Raw genomic sequence first — 18,360 nt, forward strand, 5'->3', positions numbered from 1 at the left:
TTTACACCTGTTACATTCGAAAAGGAAGAAAAATACAATTTATATCTAATTATCAATGTGTTATAATTCTGCTTAAAAGACATAAAGGAGGTATGGCATACATTTTTCATAATAAAATGGTATATACTCTTACAGTGCGCACCGGGGGTATTTCAGTAGTAACCTTTAAAAAATACAGGAGATACATGCCATGATGTATATAGATAATGAAGTGCTCGAGAAAATGATAATGACCATAGTGGAAGGATTTGACCGCATAGAGAAGAAACTGGATAGGATGGGCCGTGTGAAGGAGTTCTTGAACGGTGACGAGCTTCTGGACAACTATGACATAGCCAGGCTGCTCAACGTGTCGCTTCGGACCGTGGCCCGCTACCGGGAAAAAGGACTGATCCGTTATTACCAGACGGATGAGAACGGCAAGAATTTCTACAGGAGTTCGGATATACAGGATTTTTTGCAGAAACGGGGAAAGAAAAACTGAACGGGGCAATGTGGATATGCGGAAGTTATGCTAACTTTGTCTTATAAACGGTTGTTATGAAGACAAATACCAATTCAAAATATCTCATTGCGGTTCTGATTGACGGTGACAACGTGTCCTTTGAGAGGATGGAGGATATCATGGGCTTTGTTTCCCGTTATGGGGATGCCGTTATCAGACGGATATACGGTGACTGGACGAGGAAAGCTCTTTCCGGATGGAAGGAGACCGCCCGGGAATATGGGTTCAGGTTGGTGCAGGCCTCCTCCTATGCTTCAGGAAAGAACACTACGGATATCGCGTTGGTCATAGACGCCATGGACATTCTCCGTGACGGCCGGGTGGACTGTTTCTGTCTGGTCGCCAGTGACGGTGACTACAACCCGTTGGCGCAACGGATACGGGAGGCGGGATTGAAGGTACTGGGATATGGGGAGGGCAAGACTCCCGTATCGCTGATACGTTCCTGTTCCGTATTCCTGTATGCCGACCGTAAGGAAAACAAGACCTTGGAGAACACTCCGGATTTTTTTATCCGAAGGGATATGGAGTTTTTTGACAAGGCTTTCCAGCAGGCGGCTGACGGCAAGGAGGAGGTCTCCCTTTCCCTGATAGGCGGCTCGTTGAAGAAAATGATGCCCAAATTCAAGGTCAAGAGATACGGATGCAAGACATTGGGCAAGCTCTATGAAAGGTTGGAACGGTACGAGCTGGTCATGACGGAAAAGGGAGTGGCGAGTGCCGTACGGATGAAAGGTCGGGCCGTACGGCAGGAATGACCGGGAATAAATCCACGTCCGTTTATACCGGAATGGGATTTACCCGTAGCGTGTCAAGGTTGAGATAGGCCCCCCGGTAGAATGTCCTCCCTTCTCTGAACATGCGCCAGAGGATGTCGCAACCGATTTGTGCCAGCATGGAGTTGATGAACAGATCCTGCTTGCGCAACGCCTCCGTGAGTGAGCAACTCGGGCCTGAGTCCTCCTCCCGGATGGTGGAGTAGCTGACCTCCTCGGTGATGACATTCATCCTGGGCATGGGAAGGTATTCGCTGGATGCGGGCTGGCTTATTTTGCTCCGGATATTGCCTACCAGGACTTGCCCGGTGGTTTGGGCGTTCCCGAAATCCAACCAGTATATCGGCGCTTTCTCATCGTTATTTTTATATTCCCTGTATTTCTTCAGGAACCGCCACAGATCGAGCCGGGAACGGGTGTTGTCCGTACAGGTGATGATGATGTTCGCCAGCGGGACGCTTTTATCCCCTTCTTTGGTTATGATCGGATAGCGGCATTCCCTGGCCTCCCACGCGTAACCGAAAAAACGGTTGACGCGGGTGACAAGCGCCGTCGCCTTGTTCAACCCCAGTTCCGTCTCGCTGAACAGCTGGCGGCCGATGTTTGCTTCCGTGACAGTGTCGGGGTCGAAAGCCGTCAGGTGCAGCCCCGGATGTCCCAGAGCCTGTAATGCCACGCTCATGCGTGCCAGGTTGGTTATTACCTGCGAGCCGGTTCCACCCGCCCCGGCTACCAGGACGGTTACGGGGTGATAGGGACTGAGCAGGTACTTGTCTGTGAAATGGATCTTTCTCATGGCAGGATGTCTTTCAATCGTTTGTTGATCGGTTGGAGTTCGTCGTTGTCGAACGGCTGTTCACGCATCCGCTCAGTAACCAGGACCAGATTGTTTCTTGTCGGGTTCTTCCCTCCTCCAAGATGGGAAAATTCACTGAGCCAGAAACGTTTCTCCCAATATTCCAACAGGGTGTGAAAATCCAGGCTCTCCGGTTTCTCCAGTGTGGAGTTTCCCAGGCATACGTTTCCACCGGTCACGTTGAAAAAAGGGGCCAGATAGAGCGGTGTCCTCCCGTCCGGTTTTTTCCCCTTGTAGGCGAAGATGTCCATCCTTTCATTTTTAATGATATAAATGACTCCCGGCACGTGGAACATTCCATCCCCGATGTTCAGGTCGTTCTTGAAAAACATCCGCCGTTTTCCCGGCGGATTATACCACACATAGCTTTCATGCCCCCTGCGGGTATCGCACCACAGCATGTTGGGTGGCAGCCACCCGTGCGGGATACGCCGGTTCCCGTCCGAATAGGATTCCACCAGGGAGTCCATGAATTCATATGTAACCGGAATGCCGGCTTCCATTCTTCCCTTTTTGTTGATAGGGCGTAGTTCCAGGTAGTGACTTCCGCTTGCGTAGTGACCTTCCTGGTACTCATAGGCGATCAGCGCCGCTTTGGGCACCATTATCTCTTGCAGTTGCTTGGTAAGTTCGTTCATATCCTGTATTTTTTTTGTTTTCGTTTCTTTATTTATTGGGAAACGGGCACTTTAAAATGCCAGTTTATGCATTGCGTGAATCGTTCCATCCATCCGGACAGTCTCTCCGGATAGTCGTCCATCCGGAACAGTCTGTCCGTCTCAGGTGTCAGGTACATGCTTGTGACCGGGGTGATGGCATACGTCTCCCGGTAGTCCGAGTTGAAATAGCATTCCATGTTCTCCGTAAGGGTGTCATTGTTGGAATATGCCAGCATGATCTGACAGTCCAGGTCGATCGGGGGGAAATCCGGTGATCTTTCATACGCCCAATCGTAACCGTATTGCATGATGCACGGATTTCCTGGGGTAATCAGTCCCATCCCTTCCCGTATCAGTTCCAAAAGCTCCCGTTCCTCCTTCACTGCCGCCCGGTATTTCCGGACCTTTTCTTCCAGATCGGTACAGAACGGTTTCCCTTCCATTCGTTTAAGTGTTTTTGCGATTTTCCCGGATTGGTAGGATTCCGCCAGGCGTTTGTATTTACGGATTGTCTGAGGGGAAGCCTCGGGATCGCGGTTCTTCCAGTCATCCAGTTCCTCCACCGCCAGCTCATAATACCATGTTTCCGTGACGGCGTTCAACCCGTGGTAACGTACGAACTGCCGTATGAATTCCCGGACGATACGCCGTAACGGTACAGGAAGGTTCTCCGTGAAATCGACGGGTAGCCAGAACAGGGTATGGTCCGGCCAGTCATGGAACCTGTACAGGCAGAAATGGAGCCTCCCGGCCCTTTCCTCCAGATTGACATGTTCCGGCAAGGTCTCGTCCAGGGCCTTGTATAAGGCGGTGATGTTGATGCGGGGACCGCTCCCTTTCCTCGCGCGGAAAGGGAGCCTGACATTCATGAGATCGGCATATCGCAGGGCGGACCGGTATAGATAGTCAAAGTTTTCGGACGTGGTCAGGTTGACGCATGCCCCTCCCGTTTCGTCCTCCACCAGATAGTCCGCCGCGATGGGGAGGAATCTGCCTGTCAAAAAAGCGTTACGCTCCCCGGTGGCGGCAGTCTTCTTTTTTCCCGGCCCATCGTACCCCGTCCGATGTACGAGAGGTCGGCGGCCCTGATGATCAATACGGCCAGTCCCGCCATTTGTGATTCTGATAGCGTTTTGCATGTATCCTCCTTTTTTTTGATGGAAATTCTCTTTGCCATATATCTACCCTTTTGTTCCGATGGTCGTCTTGAACCGGTAGACCACGCTGTCATCCTCGCATTCCGGACCGTGTACGCTCGCCGTGGTCAGTTCCGGATAGGTCATGGAATAGAAATCCATCACCTCGTTCGGGGACAGGCTGTTGTCCGGATCGGCCAGCTCTATTTCCGACGAGCCTTTCCTGATTTTGAAAACTCTCTGCAATCCTTTAATTTCTAGTGCCATAATTGTATTTTTATAGGGTTTAACAACATATCATTTCCATTTGTGCCTCGTCTTTCATGCGGTATTCCTCCGGGAAGTCGAGATATTCCGCGTAAGGGTCCTCACGCAGGAGCTCCCTGTCATGCTCGTCGTCCTTGTCGAAGCCGTACTGTCCCATGTCCTGCGCTCGTGCCCCGTATTCGCTTTCCCCTTTGTTATCGGGAACGGTTTGCGTGGAAGCCGTTTGCGGTTGCGAAGGGACGGGTTGCAGCCATTGACCGTCGTATACCTGTGATTGCGGCATCTGTACCGGCTGGTGGAATTGTATGGTCTGCGGTCGGTTCACGGGCTGCTGACAGCCGGCCGGTGTACCATCCGCTCCTGGTCGTGAAGCCGCCTGTCCGTGTGGAACCTGTTGTGGTCGCGTGCCTTGTACCGACCGCGGAATCTGGTGGGGAGATTGGCGGGACGGTTGTTCGGGTGCGAACATCCGTATCTGTTCCCCTCCCTGATATCGGGGGGCATGACCGGGTACCGGTTGCGGCGCCACCGGTTGGATAACCTGCGCGGGCTGTGGTTCCGGCATTACCGGTTCCGCTCCGAAGAGACTGCCCTCGGACGCTTTTTTCTGTACCTCCGCTATCTTCACGTCAATCTCCTTCTGCTTGTCCGGCATGGCCAGCCGTTTTGCCTGTCTGAGCCAGGTCAACGCCTCGGAATAGCGTTTGCCGCCTGTGGCGTCCTCCGCCTTTTTAAGCAGCTTTTCCATCTTCTCCCGTTTCTCGCGTACCTCTTTTGATTCCTTCTCAGCTACGGACTTGGCCGCCTTGCTTTGTGATACGGCCTGTTCCGCTTGTTTCTCGAATGTTTCCAGGTTGGTAAGGATGCCCTGCGCCTTCTGTACGGGCGCGGTGATCGCTCCCAGGAATTCCATGTCCAGCTCTTCCGGGGTACCGTTCAATACCAGCGGGACGATTTGTTCCCCGGCCTCGTCTTTCAGTCCCGCACGCCGGGGCATGACGGCCACGGTCAGTTTGTCATTCACTTGTCTGATGTTGATACTCAGGTCTGTGCCTGCCGTAATCATTCGGTTGATCGTTTGAAAAAACATAATGGTAAAATATTTGTAAGTTATACATAAGTTTCTTGGAAAAACTCTTTCAGGAGTCTCTGCCTGTCGGGATTGGACGCGATGTCCTTTAATGGCTCCAGGTAGTGGCCTATTGTTTTCGGTTCGTCCAATATGCAGGGGAACCGTTTTTTGACAGGTTTTATGCGCTTTGTGACGGGCCATGCGACCGGCATGACCGGGGCTGAGGGGGTGGATGTCGCGGTTCTCATGTTTTTTGTATTTTAGGAGTTATGCAAGCATGCCCATGACGGACAGGATAAGGATGACTTTTATCACAAGGAGGAATGCCCTGAAGAGGAATCCTATGATTGTTCCCGATAAAAGGAACAGGACGATCAGGTACACGGGAATGATTCCCTTGCTGTAGAGCAGGCATATTCCCGTAAGCAGGACCAGTGAGACCACTCGCTTGCAGATGTTTTCGATGAGTCGCAGTTTCATATCTTTAAATTTTTAAGAATGAATAATCCCATCGGGATATGTTTTCCCGATTTTATAGGCCTCCGGCCCTTGGATTGCCTTTTTGCGCAAGGCTTGGTCAAAAGAAAATACCGCAGCGTAGCGAGGATGATTTTCTTTTGACCAACCAAGCCCCCAAAGGGGGCCGCCTTGCGGCAAAAACGAGGCAATCCAAGACCTTTGCCGGTTAAAAGCGGAAAAACTATCCAATCTCCCATGAAAAAAGGAGTACGGCATTGAAAGCCTGTACTCCCTGCTCTTTTGAGAATCGTCCCGTGCCGGTGGCGTAATATCCTACGGGTTGTTTTTAGCCTGATAGATCCGGAATATCTCACCGGTCACCTCCTTCACCTGTTCCAGTACCCCTCCCAGGAACTCCTCTTGCGTGAGTTTTCCCTGTTCTATCCGTGCCACTTCCGCTTCCCATCCGGAAGTGAGGGAGGTGTCGGCCACTTTCATCCCACGTACCGTTTCATAGAAGAAAAGCCCTTTTGGGGTGGGGATGACATATTTGCCTGAATAGCGGATATATTTACGCTCCAGCAGTGTGCGGATGATATTGGTACGCGTGGAGACGGTCCCTAATCCGCTCCGGTCCATATAGCCGACCAGCTCCTCATCCGTATAGGGGGATACCGGAAGTGTTCTCTTGCGGACGATATTGCATCCGCTTACCGGTACCGGCTCTCCCGGGGAGAAATCCGGTAGTGCGGAACAGGGCATACCCCCCCTTGCGATAAGATGTTCCCGCCCGAAGATGCTGAGCCACCCCTTTTTCAGGACGCGGTACGTTTGGACGCTGAACTTCCGTGCGGCACATACTACGTCGATGGTCGTATATTCCACCCGGCAGGATGGCATGAAGGCTTCGAGTGTCCTGCCGAGAATGAGCGTATAGACCAGTTGTTCCTCCTTGTTCAATGTTCCGGGGGGCATGCCGGTGACAATGATCGCGTGGTGATCTGTCGTCTCCTGTGCGCTGATGTCGCTTGGCGGCGCGGCAAAGTCCGTCATTTTGGCGTATTGGCGGAATTCCTTGCGGGAAAGAATCTTTTCCATGACAGCGGGCAACGTGTCATATACGTCCCTTGTCAGCAGGCGGCTGGCGGTACGCGGATAGGAGATCAGTTTCTTTTCGTACAGGCCTTGGGTGATATCCTGTACCTGTATGGCTGTCAGGTTGTGGTAACGGTTCGCGTCCTTCTGAAGTTCGGTCAGGTTGTAGGGAGCCGGTGCCCGGATGTCCTCGCTCTCGCGGCTGACCGTCGCGATACGTGCGTTCCGTACCGCCTTGCAGTCACCGTACAGTTCTGACGCGTACCGGTACTCCTGAAAATCTTCCGTGTGGCGCAGTTTTATGATTTGTCGGTCCTTGCAGAGACTGACGAATACCGGCCAGCTGTCGGCTAGCAGGAAATTCTCCCTCTCCCGGTACCGTCTGCATATCTCCGCCAGTACGGGGGTCTGTACCCTGCCCAGCGAATTGTTCCCGAAGCTTACCGCCTTACAGATGGCATAGCTTGAATTGACCCCCAGGAGCCAGTCCGCCCGGTTACGGCTGTCCGCCGCAAGGAACAGGTTGTCGAACCGATCACATGGAAGGAGGTTCGCCATACCTTCCGTGATGGCCTCGTCCGTCAGAGACGAGATCCAGAGGCGGAGGCAGGGTTGTTTACATCCCAGAAAACCGTAAAGATGGCGGAACAGCATCTCTCCCTCTCGGGAGGCATCGGTTGCCGCGATAATGGTGTCGCATGCGTTGAGCACCTTGGCAATCACTTTCAACTGGAGCACCGCATTGATGTCGGGATTCCACCCGGTATCCGTCTTCACGTGCCTTACTGTCAGGAAGGAAGGCGGCAGCAGAGGAAAGTCCTTCCACTCCACATGGGCTGTTCCTGAATCCTTCGGCATTGCAAGGGAAAGCATATTGCCGTATGTCCATGTCACCATGTAGCCGTTCCCGGTCATATAACCGTTCTCTTTTCTGCCGGCTCCCAACACTCTTGCTATCTCTCTGCCCACGTTGGGCCTGTCAGTCACTATTGCGATCATATTCTTTTTCTTTTTGATGCCCCGTACCGGATTGGGCAGTACAGGGACAGGTTAAACTTATTTTATTTTTTTGTTATTTCTTTGGAGATTCCTCCTGACGGATGCCGTTGATTTCCATGATTGTCCTGTTGTTGTCACCGGGTACCAGTTTGAGTGTAGCGTCCATGGTCAGGCTGATTACCGGGGTACAGAGTTTCAACGGGATGATTTCCGACTCCTTGCCTTGCAACAACAGGTCAAGGTTGCCGTCCGCTTCCAGTTGCTCCTTGCTGATACCCACGGCCTTCAGACCGGGCCAATCAATATCTTTTACATTATAATTATAAGGGATGTTCCGATTCGTATTCATACGGTTTGGGGATTTGATGTTTGTAAAATTCATTTTGTTTCTCTCTGATTGGGGTTATACCGCTTGTTTTGCGCCCTTCTTTTGTTCCTGCTGCTGGCCTTGGGCGGTATCCGCCTGTGCTGCACGACGGGAAGTATCCCTGCGAATATCAGGGTTCTCTTGGAAATACTGCAACTGTCCGGAATAAGGGTTTACTTTCAGGTAGGAACTGAACGTTTGCCCGTTGTTTTTCAGTCCTTCGACCAGGAGGGTCTTCCCGTCCTGGAGGTTCGCCTTTTCCTGCGCCGTGAATACATGGCCGTAAACCTCCGCCGGGATACGTGGTGCCTGCTGCTCGTTGAACCCATCCGGCGTGCGTGAGTACATCGTCCTGCCGGTATTCATGTCCAGCTTGACAAATGCGGAGAATTCCTCTCCCTTACGGTTGATCATGTTTTCCAGATAGACGGCCTGCCCCTTGCGCAGGACCTCCTTGTCCTCGGCTGTCAGCTGCACGTTGCAGATTTCCTTTGGAATATAGATTTCTCCGGTTTCCGGATTATGACGGGTGTAATTCGGCCGTCCCGTCGTCTGGTCTATCGTGACAAACGCGGAGAAAGCTCCATCCCTGTTCTTGAACTTCATGTCCTCGACCAGGATGGTATGTCCCTCGCTGAGCATCTTTATCTGGGTGGGCGAGAGTGGCACGCCCCCGATGGACTTCTCGTTGAATACCTGGTTCTTCGGGAAGATGAACTCCAACCCCCTGCGCTCGGCACTGTATTGAAGCGTGGCGTCAAACTCCTTCCCCGCCTTGGAGGTCATCCCCTCCACCTTGACGGGTTGTCCCTCCTTCAGCAGTCTGATCTCCTCGTCCGTAAGTCTTACCCCGCTCACTTCCTGCGGGATGTAGACATGTTCCTGCCGGACGGCGACCAGCTCGTTGGTGTTTTTGTCGATGGAGATCAGGCAGGGGGTGTACTCGCTGCCACGCAGGTTGAGTTCCACCGCACGTCCCATGTTGCCGGTCTCACGCAGGTTCTTCTTGTCTTCCTCGCTAAAGTTAAACCCGAAATAAGGGCGTTCCAGTTGCGGTTCCTTGCGTATACCGTGAACGGCCAGCCCCACCTGCCCGTTCTCTTGCGGTATGAGCGAGAGCCTCGCATCCAGTTTGGCTGTCAGCACGCCGGGAATGTTAAGTGTCAGCGGCACCAGCTTGTTGGTCTTGTAACCTCTCAGCATGGAGTCAAGAAGTCCTTGCTGTTCGAGTGTCGCCTTTGAGATACCGATCTTGTCCAATCCCTCCCAGTCGATCATGTTCTCATTGTAACGATAGCGCGGGCCTTGCGGCTCTTGTGGCACCTGCTGTGCCTGCGGTTGCTGTTGTTGCTGGGATGCTTGTTGTACCTCACTCTGTTGCAGGGGTTCCTGCGGTTGCGTTTCTTTTTTTGCCATGGCTGTCTCTTGTTTATTCATGTTTTGTTCCTCTTTGTTCTCTCTCGGACGGATCTCGTAGCGTTTGAGGAACTCCTTCACCACGTCCGTCTTTTTCCCTTCCGCCAGGTCCTTGATCGCCTGCTTGTTCACCTTGTAGTCGTGGAAGGTCATGCGGAGCAGGCGGAAATGGGTCGGTTCCTTGAACTGGCTCCAGAAATTCTTGATGAAGTTTTCGAGTATGCTCGAGTTCTTGTCGAATTTCAGGAATGAGTTTTCATTCTTCTCGTCCGCTGGAACCGTCTTGACCTTCCCGTCCTTGTCGATCTCGCTGACCACTTGTACACCGGCTTTCGGATCACTCTTGTTATGAATCATCATCAGCTCGGTGATCTGTTCCACCAAAGGGGCATCGTTCATGACCTTCGGTTTCCGGGGCCGTCCAGGCTTCTCGTTTGGGCTCTTTTCTTGTGCCATACCTTTTCTTTTTGGGGTTAATAAATTGCTTTGACACTTCAAAAATATGGGCTAAATCCGAATAAAACACTGATTTTCAAAAAGGTGTCATCAGATGTCATCAGATGTCGTCAAATGTCCGAAAGACTAGTTTTCCGTGAGAGAAACATGCCGTGAAAACAAGGATATGGTATGCGGAGGAAGGGCGAAGAAGCCGGCACGGGCGCAAAGGGAGGATTATGCAGAGCAGAGGGAGCTGAAGTCCCTGTCTTCTCATGGGGCGGCGTTTTTTTCATAAGACATTGCAGGTCTGCCCATATATCCCGTACTTCCTGCCGAATTTATTAGGGATATAAAGGAGGCCCTCCTTTTTTCATCAATGACACGGTCATGCGTCGCGTCGGTCGCAGTGAGTCCCTATAATCTTTCCCGAAATCAAAACCATTGTCCGGGCGTTTGTTTCCATGTGTATTTTCCGCGACTTGTCGCAAGGAAAATACTCATGGAAAGCGAAGCCGGAACGCCCGTGACAATACGGTTTTGATTTATCTTTGATTATAGGGAACTCGCTGGTATCCGTCTGTTTTTACGAATTTCCCAGAAAACATATACTGTCTTGTTGTTTATGCGATATAAATATTTCTAGACTTGTTCCACGGAAAAAACGTCGCTTTTCATTTTCGGACTTTGATTCTTTACGAGGCTATTCGGACTGTCTTTCAAGAAGATTTACAGAGTTTGGCATCGGCATCAGGTGATATTCGGTGTTCCAAGTGGAGAAGCGGAATCCATGACTAAATATTTTCTTCCTTCAACAATATAGCCCACGGGTTGTATCTATGTACCTATTATTCATCATAAAACAGACTATATATGGCTACCATTAAATTAAAATTCCGTCCGTCGACGGTACAGGGTAAGGCCGGCACGCTCTGTTACCAGCTTTGCCACCGTCAGGAGAACAGGCAGATTACCACCGACATGAGGATATTTCCCGAGTGGTGGAATGAGACGAAACGTGAGCTTGTCGCTGTCCCCGGCAATGAGAGGGTCCTGACCGCCTACCGGAAACGGGCGGAAAAGGAGATGCGTGACATCCGTGAGATTATCCGCGAGCTGGACTGTAGCGGAGAAACATACACCTTGTCGGAAATACTCAACCGCTATCGCTCCCTGCCTTCCGAGCCCGGTTTCCTGTACTACATGAAAAAAGAGATGGAAACGCTTTGGGAGAATGGCCAATACGGCACCTCTCGTAATTACCGGCGTGCACTGAACAGCTTTTCCGCTTTCCTGGACGGTGACGACATTCCTTTTTCATCGTTGGATTCCGCCCTGGCGTGTCGGTATGAGTCATGGTTGTGGCAACAAAAGGTAGCGAGAAACAGCAGCTCGTTCTATATGCGGATTCTGCGTGCCGTCTATAACAAGGCCGTAAAGCAAGGTCTTGCGGTGCAGACCTTTCCGTTTCGTGAGGTTTATACAGGAGTGGCTCGCACATCGAAGCGTGCCGTGGATGAGGAAACCATTCGGAAGTTACAGCGGCTTGACCTATCCGGATCACCGGCTCTGGCACTTTCAAGAGATATGTTCGTGTTCAGCTATTGCGCCCGTGGGATGGCGTTTGTGGATATGGCCTATTTGAAAAAAGAGGATGTAGGTGGAGGACGAATCACCTATTATCGTCATAAGACCGGGCAATACCTGACACTCCGCATAGAGCCGTGTATGGTAACGATATTGGAACGGTATGGGCGGACTTGTCCGGAAAGTCCATATCTTTTCCCCATCCTTACCGATGAACAGCCGGAGCTGGCTTACCGTCAATATCGGACCGGATTGAACTACCATAACCGAAAGTTGAAACGGTTGGGCAAATTGCTTGGCGAACCATTACCTTTGTCCTCATATACGCCACGCCACAGCTGGGCTACCGCCGCACGCAACCACGACGTACCGATTGCCGTCATCAGTGCGGGGATGGGACACAGCAGCGAAAGGACTACGCTTATTTACTTGGATTCTTTGGACAATGCCATAATAGATAATGCGAACGAGAAGATTTTGAAGGGTTTGAACGATACCATTTCTATGTAAGAGAGGGTAAAAACACACTGCAAAGGTAATGATTCTCAGTAAAACTGAAAAGTAAAATAAACGTTTTTATTTCCTTATTTTACCCCCCCCCATTTACAAACAGCTGATTATCAATAATTTATATTACTAATTTAATATGAATCAAAATAGTGCCGTAATAAGAATATAAAATAAAAGGAGAACGTTGCATTTTCCATTCGAGCGTATTTTCGAGTCTAAAACCGAGCAAACCGAGCAAAAATGTACTTTTATAGCAATGTATATTCTTGATTATCAGAAAAAAACAACATGTGTACCCTCTCTTACATAGAAACGGTACGAATACGGGGTTACGGTATCCGCTCACTGTAGTCAGGAGCGGCCCGCATTCCGGAAGTCCTATGAAGGAAAAAACCGGATTAACCTTGATTGCTGTATCTTCCTTATTTGAAAAAGCAGAAGGTGCAGGAATGGAAATTATATTCTTTTTATCAACCCGGTAACATTACTTTTCGTTGAACATAGAAACACACACACACGAACATTGGTTCGCCCTAAAAGTATTTTATAACAAAGTTTTCGAGATTGAGGATATATTGAAAAAAGACAAGATCGAGACTTACATTCCTTGTGAGGAAACCTTGATGGAACGTAACGGCATAAAGAAGAAACTCCGTCGTCCGGTCATTAATTCGCTTATGTTCTTCCGTTCAACCGTTTGTCGTGCTTTGGAAGTACAGCGACAATTCACCAATAAGGTAATCCTATATACAAGACAGAAGGGATTGAAAAGACTTCCCCTTGCCATTCCTGATCGGGAAATGAACATTTTCATGCTGGTCACCTCGTCCGGCGAGCAGGGAATGGAATATTTCGGGGAGGACAATTCCAAGTTTCAACAGGGAGAACGTGTACGGGTCATTGACGGAAAGTTCAAGGGAGCGGAAGGGGTTATCTGCCGGATTAGGAAGAATCGCCGTTTGGTGGTCACCGTCCAAGGCGTATGCGCCGTGGCTACTTCCTATATTCCACAAGCCTTTCTACAACGGATAGGGCAAGATTAAGAAAATCATCAAAAGAATCATATAGTGGACATTCTTCATTTTATCGAATTTGCCTTTATAGTCATAGTCGGCTGGACATTGAGTGCGATGGTCCTGCCTCGCATTTCGTTGGTCTCTTTCCGACGTCGCCTGTTCGACTCAGTGGACGAACGTAAGTTGCATACTGCCCATATACCAAGGTTAGGCGGTATCGCCTTTTTCCCTTGTATCACAGTTACGGTTTCGCTTGCCATTATCGGTTACAACCTTTGGCAGGGCTATAACATACTCGACATGGACTTGACGAACCGTCTGCTTTCCATGCTCTGTTGTCTGTTCATACTTTATCTTATAGGTATGATGGATGACCTTATCGGTGTACGTTACCGTTCCAAATTTGTAGTGCAAATACTTTGTGGCATACTGTTGGTGATTTCCGGGTTATGCTTCGACAACCTATACGGGTTGTTCGGTATTTATGTCATACCTTATTACATAGGAGTGCCGTTCACAGTATTCGTCATCGTCTATATCCTGAACGCCATCAATTTGATAGACGGCATTGACGGACTTGCCTCTGGGTTGAGTATTATCTCATTCCTCGCTTTCAGCTGCATGTTCATCCATTTGCAATGGTGGATGTATGCCTTTATCAGTCTAGCTGCTTTCAGTGTGTTATTGCCGTTCTTTTATTATAACGTATACGGTAAGATATATCGGGGACGCAAGATCTTTATGGGTGATACCGGTTCGCTCACTATCGGGATGCTGCTGGCAGTGATGGTCATCCGTCTGAGTATGTCCGATCCAGTGAAAGAGAGTGCCTTTCCCGGTAGCATTGTGATAGCTTTTTCTTTTTTGATTGTACCAATGTTTGATGTGATACGTGTGGTTATTCACCGGTTGCGTAACGGTAAAAATCCATTTCTTCCAGACCGGAATCATATCCACCATAAATTTATAGCCTTAGGAATGTCCCAACGTAAAGCTATGGTAAGCATTATTATTATGGCAGCTTTTTTTGCATTGGGAAATTGTTTTTTGATTCATTGCCTTTCCGTAACAAACTTGTTTCTGTTGGATGTGGCTGTTTGGACGGTGATTCATTGCTACATAACTATGAAAATCAAACGAAAACATAAAGTAGAATAATTAACTGTACAGAAAAAAAATCAGATATGAAATTTCATTTAATTAAATTATGTTTCTTGTGTGTCTTATTGGTGTCCTGCAATACCTCCAAAGAAATTGTCTATTTTCAAGATATCGTAGTTAATCAACCCGAGGCGATTATCGGGGCACGGGATATTACCGTACAACCCAAAGACCAGATTTCCATTATGGTGTCCAGTAAGGATCCGCAATTGGCGGCTCTGTTTAATTTGACACGGGTGCAATACCGTGCCGGATCTTCTGATTTACGTTCTGGCAACATCAATGGAGAAATATCAGGTTACACATTGGATGATAAGGGGAACATTGATTTTCCTGTTGTCGGAACATTGCATATTGCCGGTATGACCAAGAGCCAGATTGCCACCCTGGTAAAAAAAAGGCTGATGGAAGAGAATCTGGTAAACGATCCGGTAGTTACAGTTGAGTTTATGAACCTTTATTTCTCCGTGTTGGGCGAGGTGAAAACTCCAGGTAAATATGCCATTACAAAAGATCAGATTACCCTTTTGGAAGCCATCAGTATGGCGGGTGACCTAAGCATCTACGGAAAGCGAGATGCGATATTTGTCATCCGTGAAGAAAACGGCGAGCGTGTAACCCATTGGGTGGATATCCGCTCGAAAGATCTGTTTAATTCACCGGTGTATTATCTGAAACAGAATGATGTGGTGTATGTACAGCCCAACAAGGTACGTGCCGGACAAAGCACCATTAATGAGAACAGTGTAAAATCGGTATCGTTGTGGATCAGTATCGGTTCGCTCCTATCCTCGCTGGGTGTTTTGCTGTTCAAGTAATGTATTGAATTTTATTTTATAAGATATTAAAGAGAGCCAAAATGATAAAGAATAGAACGAACACAGGCAAACCTACCGATGATTTTATACGGATACAAGATTTATGGGGTATGTTTATCCCGAAATGGTATTGGTTTGCCACTTCCTTGTTCGTTGCGTTGGCAACGGCATCATTATATTTGTTGAGTACTCCTAATGTCTATACCCGGACGGCTGCCATTTTAATTAAGGATGACTCCAAGAACAATTCTCCGGCAAGTGCAATGAATGAGTTTGCAGATATGGGTATTTTTAAATCAAACACCAATATCAACAACGAACTGCTCACCTTGAAATCCCCTACGCTGATGACAGAGGTGGTGAAGCGTTTGGGGCTAAATGAGATATATACTATTCGTAGGGGCTTAAAAAGAATAGAATTATATAAATCAAGCCCGATATTGGTGACTTATCTTTTTGATAATAAAAAAAGTGTAAGTTTTGATATAGAAGTTGGTGCACAAAACAAGTTTTATCTTTCAAACTTTATCGTTGCTGGAGAAGAAACTGGGGAACGGTTTGAAGGAATTATAGGAGATTCCATTCAAACATCAGCAGGAACATTGGCCATCAGCTTAACTTCTCAATATGAGAATTTTTTTACAGGCAGCACTATTCAATATAGTAAAGAACCGGCTGATATGGTGGCAGACAGCTATACGCAAAAATTGTGGGCTGAATTAGGCAATGAAGATGCCACCATTATTAATTTGAGCATTGATGATGCTTCTGTACAAAAGGCAGAAGATATATTAAATACATTGATTGAGGTTTATAACGAGAAATGGATCCAGGACAAGAACCAGATAGCAGTAAGTACCTCACGGTTTATCGGTGAACGTTTGGGCGTGATTGAAAACGAATTGGGTCATGTGGATGAGAACATCTCCAGCTACAAGAGTGAACATCTGTTGCCGGACGTACAAGCCGCATCCAATCTGTATATGAGCCAGTCAGCTGAGAATAAAAAAGAAATTCAAGCACTCACCAATCAGCTTACCACGGCCCAGTATATTCGTCGCGAACTGAACAGCAAGGAAATGAACCAGCCATTGCCAACCAACTCCGGTATAGCTAACGTAAATATCGAAAGTCAAATCGGAGAATACAACAAGATTGTGTTGGATCGTAACCGGTTGATAGCTAACAGTAGCGAGAAGAACCCGTTGGTGAAAGATTTGGGAAACTCTATGCAGAGTATGAAGCGTACCATTTTGCAATCAGTTGATAATCTGATTGTATCACTGAATACCCAGATACGCAGTATTCGTCAACAGGAAGTGGCGACCACTCAACAGTTAGCTTCTAATCCGAGTCAGGCCAAATACTTGTTATCGGTAGAACGTCAACAAAAAGTAAAGGAAGAGTTGTACCTGTATCTGCTCCAGAAGCGTGAAGAGAACGAACTGTCCCAAGCGTTTACCGCTTATAATACGCGAGTGATTACAGCTCCACGTGGCAGTGCTTTACCAATGGCACCGAATAAGAAAAACATTTTGTTGGTGGCTTTTGCTCTCGGGCTTTTAGTACCGGCAGTCATTATCTTTATGCAAGAAAACATGAACACCAAAGTTCGGGGTAAGAAAGATTTGGAGAACTTGAGTGTGCCCTATTTGGGTGAAATACCATTATATTCCAATAACAAGAAAAAGAAGAACAAATCTCAGGAAAAAACAATCGTGGTGGAAGAAGGCAATCGCAACATCATCAACGAAGCTTTTCGTGTACTTCGCTCCAACGTGGACTTTATGAAAAACAAGAATACCGATCAGAAAGTATTTGTGATTACCTCTTTCAATCCGGGTAGTGGAAAGAGTTTCTTTTCGGTGAACATAGCCACGAGCTTTGCCATTAAAGGGAAAAAAGTATTGGTGATAGATGGGGACTTGCGACATGGAACGGTTTCGGCTTATGTAGGGTCGCCTAAGAAAGGTTTAAGTGACTACTTGGGAAACAAGGAAGTCGTTTGGAACGAGTTGCTTGTGATAGACAAAAAGTATCCTAATCTGCATATAATTCCAGTAGGAACCATTCCTCCTAATCCGACGGAATTGTTGGAGGATGGAAGTCTGGCAACCTTGATGCAAGACTTACGCGATGAGTATGACTATATCTTTATTGATTGCCCGCCGATTGATATTGTGGCAGATACACAAATAATCGAGCAATATGCCGACCGGACACTCTTTGTGGTACGGGCGGGATTATTGGACCGCTCACTGTTACCTGAATTGGAAAGTATTTATCAAGAAAAGCGGTTCAAAAACCTTTCGGTGATATTGAATGGTACGGAAAGTACAGGTGGACGCTATGGTTACCGCTATGGTTACCGCTATGGTTACCACAATGGGTATGACTCTTATTACGGCAACACAAAATAGAGGGGTATTCCAAAATAAACAAGGAAACTGTTTGCTATTATTCCCAACAGTCAACAGAAATGTGTTTTTTCCGACAGAAAAAAGTATTAGCGGAAAGCGGTTTTTTCCGTGGTTTCACTGATTGCCACAGCCATCTTCTTCCCGGGGTAGATGATGGGGTGAAAACGTTGGAAGAGTCGTTGGCGATATTGGAAGAAATGGAACGTTTAGGCGTTCGTAAGGTTTGGCTTACCCCCCATATAATGGAAGACATACCCAATGAAACAGTGGATCTGCAACAGAAGTTCCAAGAATTAAAGCAAATGTATCATGGAAAGATCGAATTGGCTTTGGCAGCGGAATATATGTTGGATAACCTTTTTGAGGAACGGTTGGAAAAGGATGACCTGTTACCCCTTGAGGAGGGAAAACGTTATCTGTTAGTGGAAACTTCTTATTTCAATCCACCAATGGGATTACTGTCTATTTTGCAACGCATCCAAAAGAAAGGTTATCATCCTTTGTTGGCCCATCCGGAACGATATGAGTATATGCAAATGATGGATTATAAAACGTTAAAAAAGAACCAAATTTCTTTTCAATTAAATATACCGTCATTAGTCGGAATGTATGGTAAGCACATAGAGAAGAAAGCGAAGATATTATTAAAAGCAGGAATGTATGATTTAGGAGGAAATGATGTTCACTCCCTTATTTTTTATGTGACAACTTGTAAGCAAAAAATAGACAATCTGTCTTTCTTGAAAAATGTGTGTAAAATATAGCGTATTTACATTCGGGAAGACTTTGCCCTAATATGTGTTTTT

General features: G+C 47.9%; 18 protein-coding genes. 8 read left to right on the forward strand and 10 right to left on the reverse strand.

From position 1 onward, the window contains the following. Positions 1-190 precede the first annotated feature (190 nt). Together ITJ87_RS08025 and ITJ87_RS08030 are read left to right on the forward strand one after the other, a co-directional pair. The gene (locus ITJ87_RS08025) at positions 191-484 is read left to right on the forward strand and encodes a helix-turn-helix domain-containing protein (protein ID WP_005864565.1); all 294 of its coding nucleotides are present in this window, start codon (positions 191-193) and stop codon (positions 482-484) included. Positions 485-540: 56 nt separating this feature from the next. Beyond that, positions 541-1,263, forward strand: coding sequence for an NYN domain-containing protein (locus ITJ87_RS08030; protein WP_007219026.1), 723 nt, complete (start codon positions 541-543; stop codon positions 1,261-1,263). 22 nt (positions 1,264-1,285) lie between these two features. On the opposite strand, the gene ITJ87_RS08035 is transcribed toward ITJ87_RS08030, so the two are convergent. The 10 genes from ITJ87_RS08035 to ITJ87_RS08075 form a co-directional block, all read right to left on the reverse strand. Next, the gene (locus ITJ87_RS08035) at positions 1,286-2,077 is read right to left on the reverse strand and encodes a PRTRC system ThiF family protein (protein ID WP_152635382.1); all 792 of its coding nucleotides are present in this window, start codon (positions 2,075-2,077) and stop codon (positions 1,286-1,288) included. After that, a complete protein-coding gene (locus tag ITJ87_RS08040) occupies positions 2,074-2,775 on the reverse strand; it encodes a prokaryotic E2 ligase family D protein (RefSeq protein WP_005828792.1) in 702 nt (233 codons plus the stop codon). The genes ITJ87_RS08035 and ITJ87_RS08040 overlap by 4 nt, the downstream gene beginning before the upstream one ends. Before the next feature lie 32 nt (positions 2,776-2,807). Then, positions 2,808-3,935, reverse strand: coding sequence for a hypothetical protein (locus ITJ87_RS08045; protein ID WP_005828790.1), 1,128 nt, complete (start codon positions 3,933-3,935; stop codon positions 2,808-2,810). 42 nt (positions 3,936-3,977) lie between these two features. Further along, complete coding sequence (locus ITJ87_RS08050; protein WP_005828787.1) at positions 3,978-4,199, reverse strand: PRTRC system protein C; 222 nt, start codon at positions 4,197-4,199, stop codon at positions 3,978-3,980. Between the two features lie 19 nt (positions 4,200-4,218). Beyond that, on the reverse strand, positions 4,219-5,289 hold the full coding sequence (locus ITJ87_RS08055; protein WP_005828784.1) for a PRTRC system protein E: 1,071 nt from the start codon (positions 5,287-5,289) through the stop codon (positions 4,219-4,221). Positions 5,290-5,309: 20 nt separating this feature from the next. Further along, positions 5,310-5,519 carry a hypothetical protein gene (locus ITJ87_RS18655; RefSeq protein ID WP_007219029.1) on the reverse strand — a complete coding sequence of 70 codons (210 nt, stop codon included), beginning with the start codon at positions 5,517-5,519 and terminating at the stop codon, positions 5,310-5,312. 19 nt (positions 5,520-5,538) lie between these two features. Continuing rightward, positions 5,539-5,751: a hypothetical protein gene (locus tag ITJ87_RS08060; RefSeq protein ID WP_005828779.1), complete on the reverse strand. Its 213-nt coding sequence runs from the start codon at positions 5,749-5,751 to the stop codon at positions 5,539-5,541. Positions 5,752-6,063: 312 nt separating this feature from the next. Then, positions 6,064-7,824, reverse strand: coding sequence for a DNA topoisomerase (locus ITJ87_RS08065; protein ID WP_152635383.1), 1,761 nt, complete (start codon positions 7,822-7,824; stop codon positions 6,064-6,066). Positions 7,825-7,897: 73 nt separating this feature from the next. Continuing rightward, a complete protein-coding gene (locus tag ITJ87_RS08070) occupies positions 7,898-8,173 on the reverse strand; it encodes a DUF4099 domain-containing protein (RefSeq protein ID WP_007219032.1) in 276 nt (91 codons plus the stop codon). Positions 8,174-8,227: 54 nt separating this feature from the next. Beyond that, a complete protein-coding gene (locus ITJ87_RS08075) occupies positions 8,228-10,063 on the reverse strand; it encodes a DUF3945 domain-containing protein (RefSeq protein ID WP_005828772.1) in 1,836 nt (611 codons plus the stop codon). A gap of 852 nt (positions 10,064-10,915) precedes the next feature. Between ITJ87_RS08075 and ITJ87_RS08080 the strand changes: the two genes are divergently transcribed. The 6 genes from ITJ87_RS08080 to ITJ87_RS08105 all read left to right on the forward strand — a co-directional run bounded on the left by ITJ87_RS08080 (position 10,916) and on the right by ITJ87_RS08105 (position 18,318). Next, positions 10,916-12,139, forward strand: a complete 1,224-nt coding sequence (locus ITJ87_RS08080) for a site-specific integrase (RefSeq protein ID WP_005656940.1) — start codon at positions 10,916-10,918, stop codon at positions 12,137-12,139. 494 nt (positions 12,140-12,633) lie between these two features. After that, positions 12,634-13,182: a UpxY family transcription antiterminator gene (locus tag ITJ87_RS08085; RefSeq protein ID WP_005636842.1), complete on the forward strand. Its 549-nt coding sequence runs from the start codon at positions 12,634-12,636 to the stop codon at positions 13,180-13,182. Between the two features lie 24 nt (positions 13,183-13,206). Then, positions 13,207-14,313: an MraY family glycosyltransferase gene (locus ITJ87_RS08090; protein ID WP_005636844.1), complete on the forward strand. Its 1,107-nt coding sequence runs from the start codon at positions 13,207-13,209 to the stop codon at positions 14,311-14,313. 26 nt (positions 14,314-14,339) lie between these two features. Then, positions 14,340-15,134 (forward strand): polysaccharide biosynthesis/export family protein, encoded by a 795-nt coding sequence (locus ITJ87_RS08095; RefSeq protein ID WP_005636845.1) that lies wholly within the window; start codon positions 14,340-14,342, stop codon positions 15,132-15,134. A 41-nt stretch (positions 15,135-15,175) separates the two neighbouring features. Beyond that, positions 15,176-17,554 carry a polysaccharide biosynthesis tyrosine autokinase gene (locus ITJ87_RS08100; protein ID WP_196096323.1) on the forward strand — a complete coding sequence of 793 codons (2,379 nt, stop codon included), beginning with the start codon at positions 15,176-15,178 and terminating at the stop codon, positions 17,552-17,554. Between the two features lie 59 nt (positions 17,555-17,613). After that, complete coding sequence (locus ITJ87_RS08105) at positions 17,614-18,318, forward strand: tyrosine-protein phosphatase (protein ID WP_152635386.1); 705 nt, start codon at positions 17,614-17,616, stop codon at positions 18,316-18,318. Positions 18,319-18,360: the final 42 nt, after the last annotated feature.

The organism is Bacteroides sp. HF-162, assembly GCF_015679285.1.
GTDB classification, from domain to species: domain Bacteria; phylum Bacteroidota; class Bacteroidia; order Bacteroidales; family Bacteroidaceae; genus Bacteroides; species Bacteroides uniformis.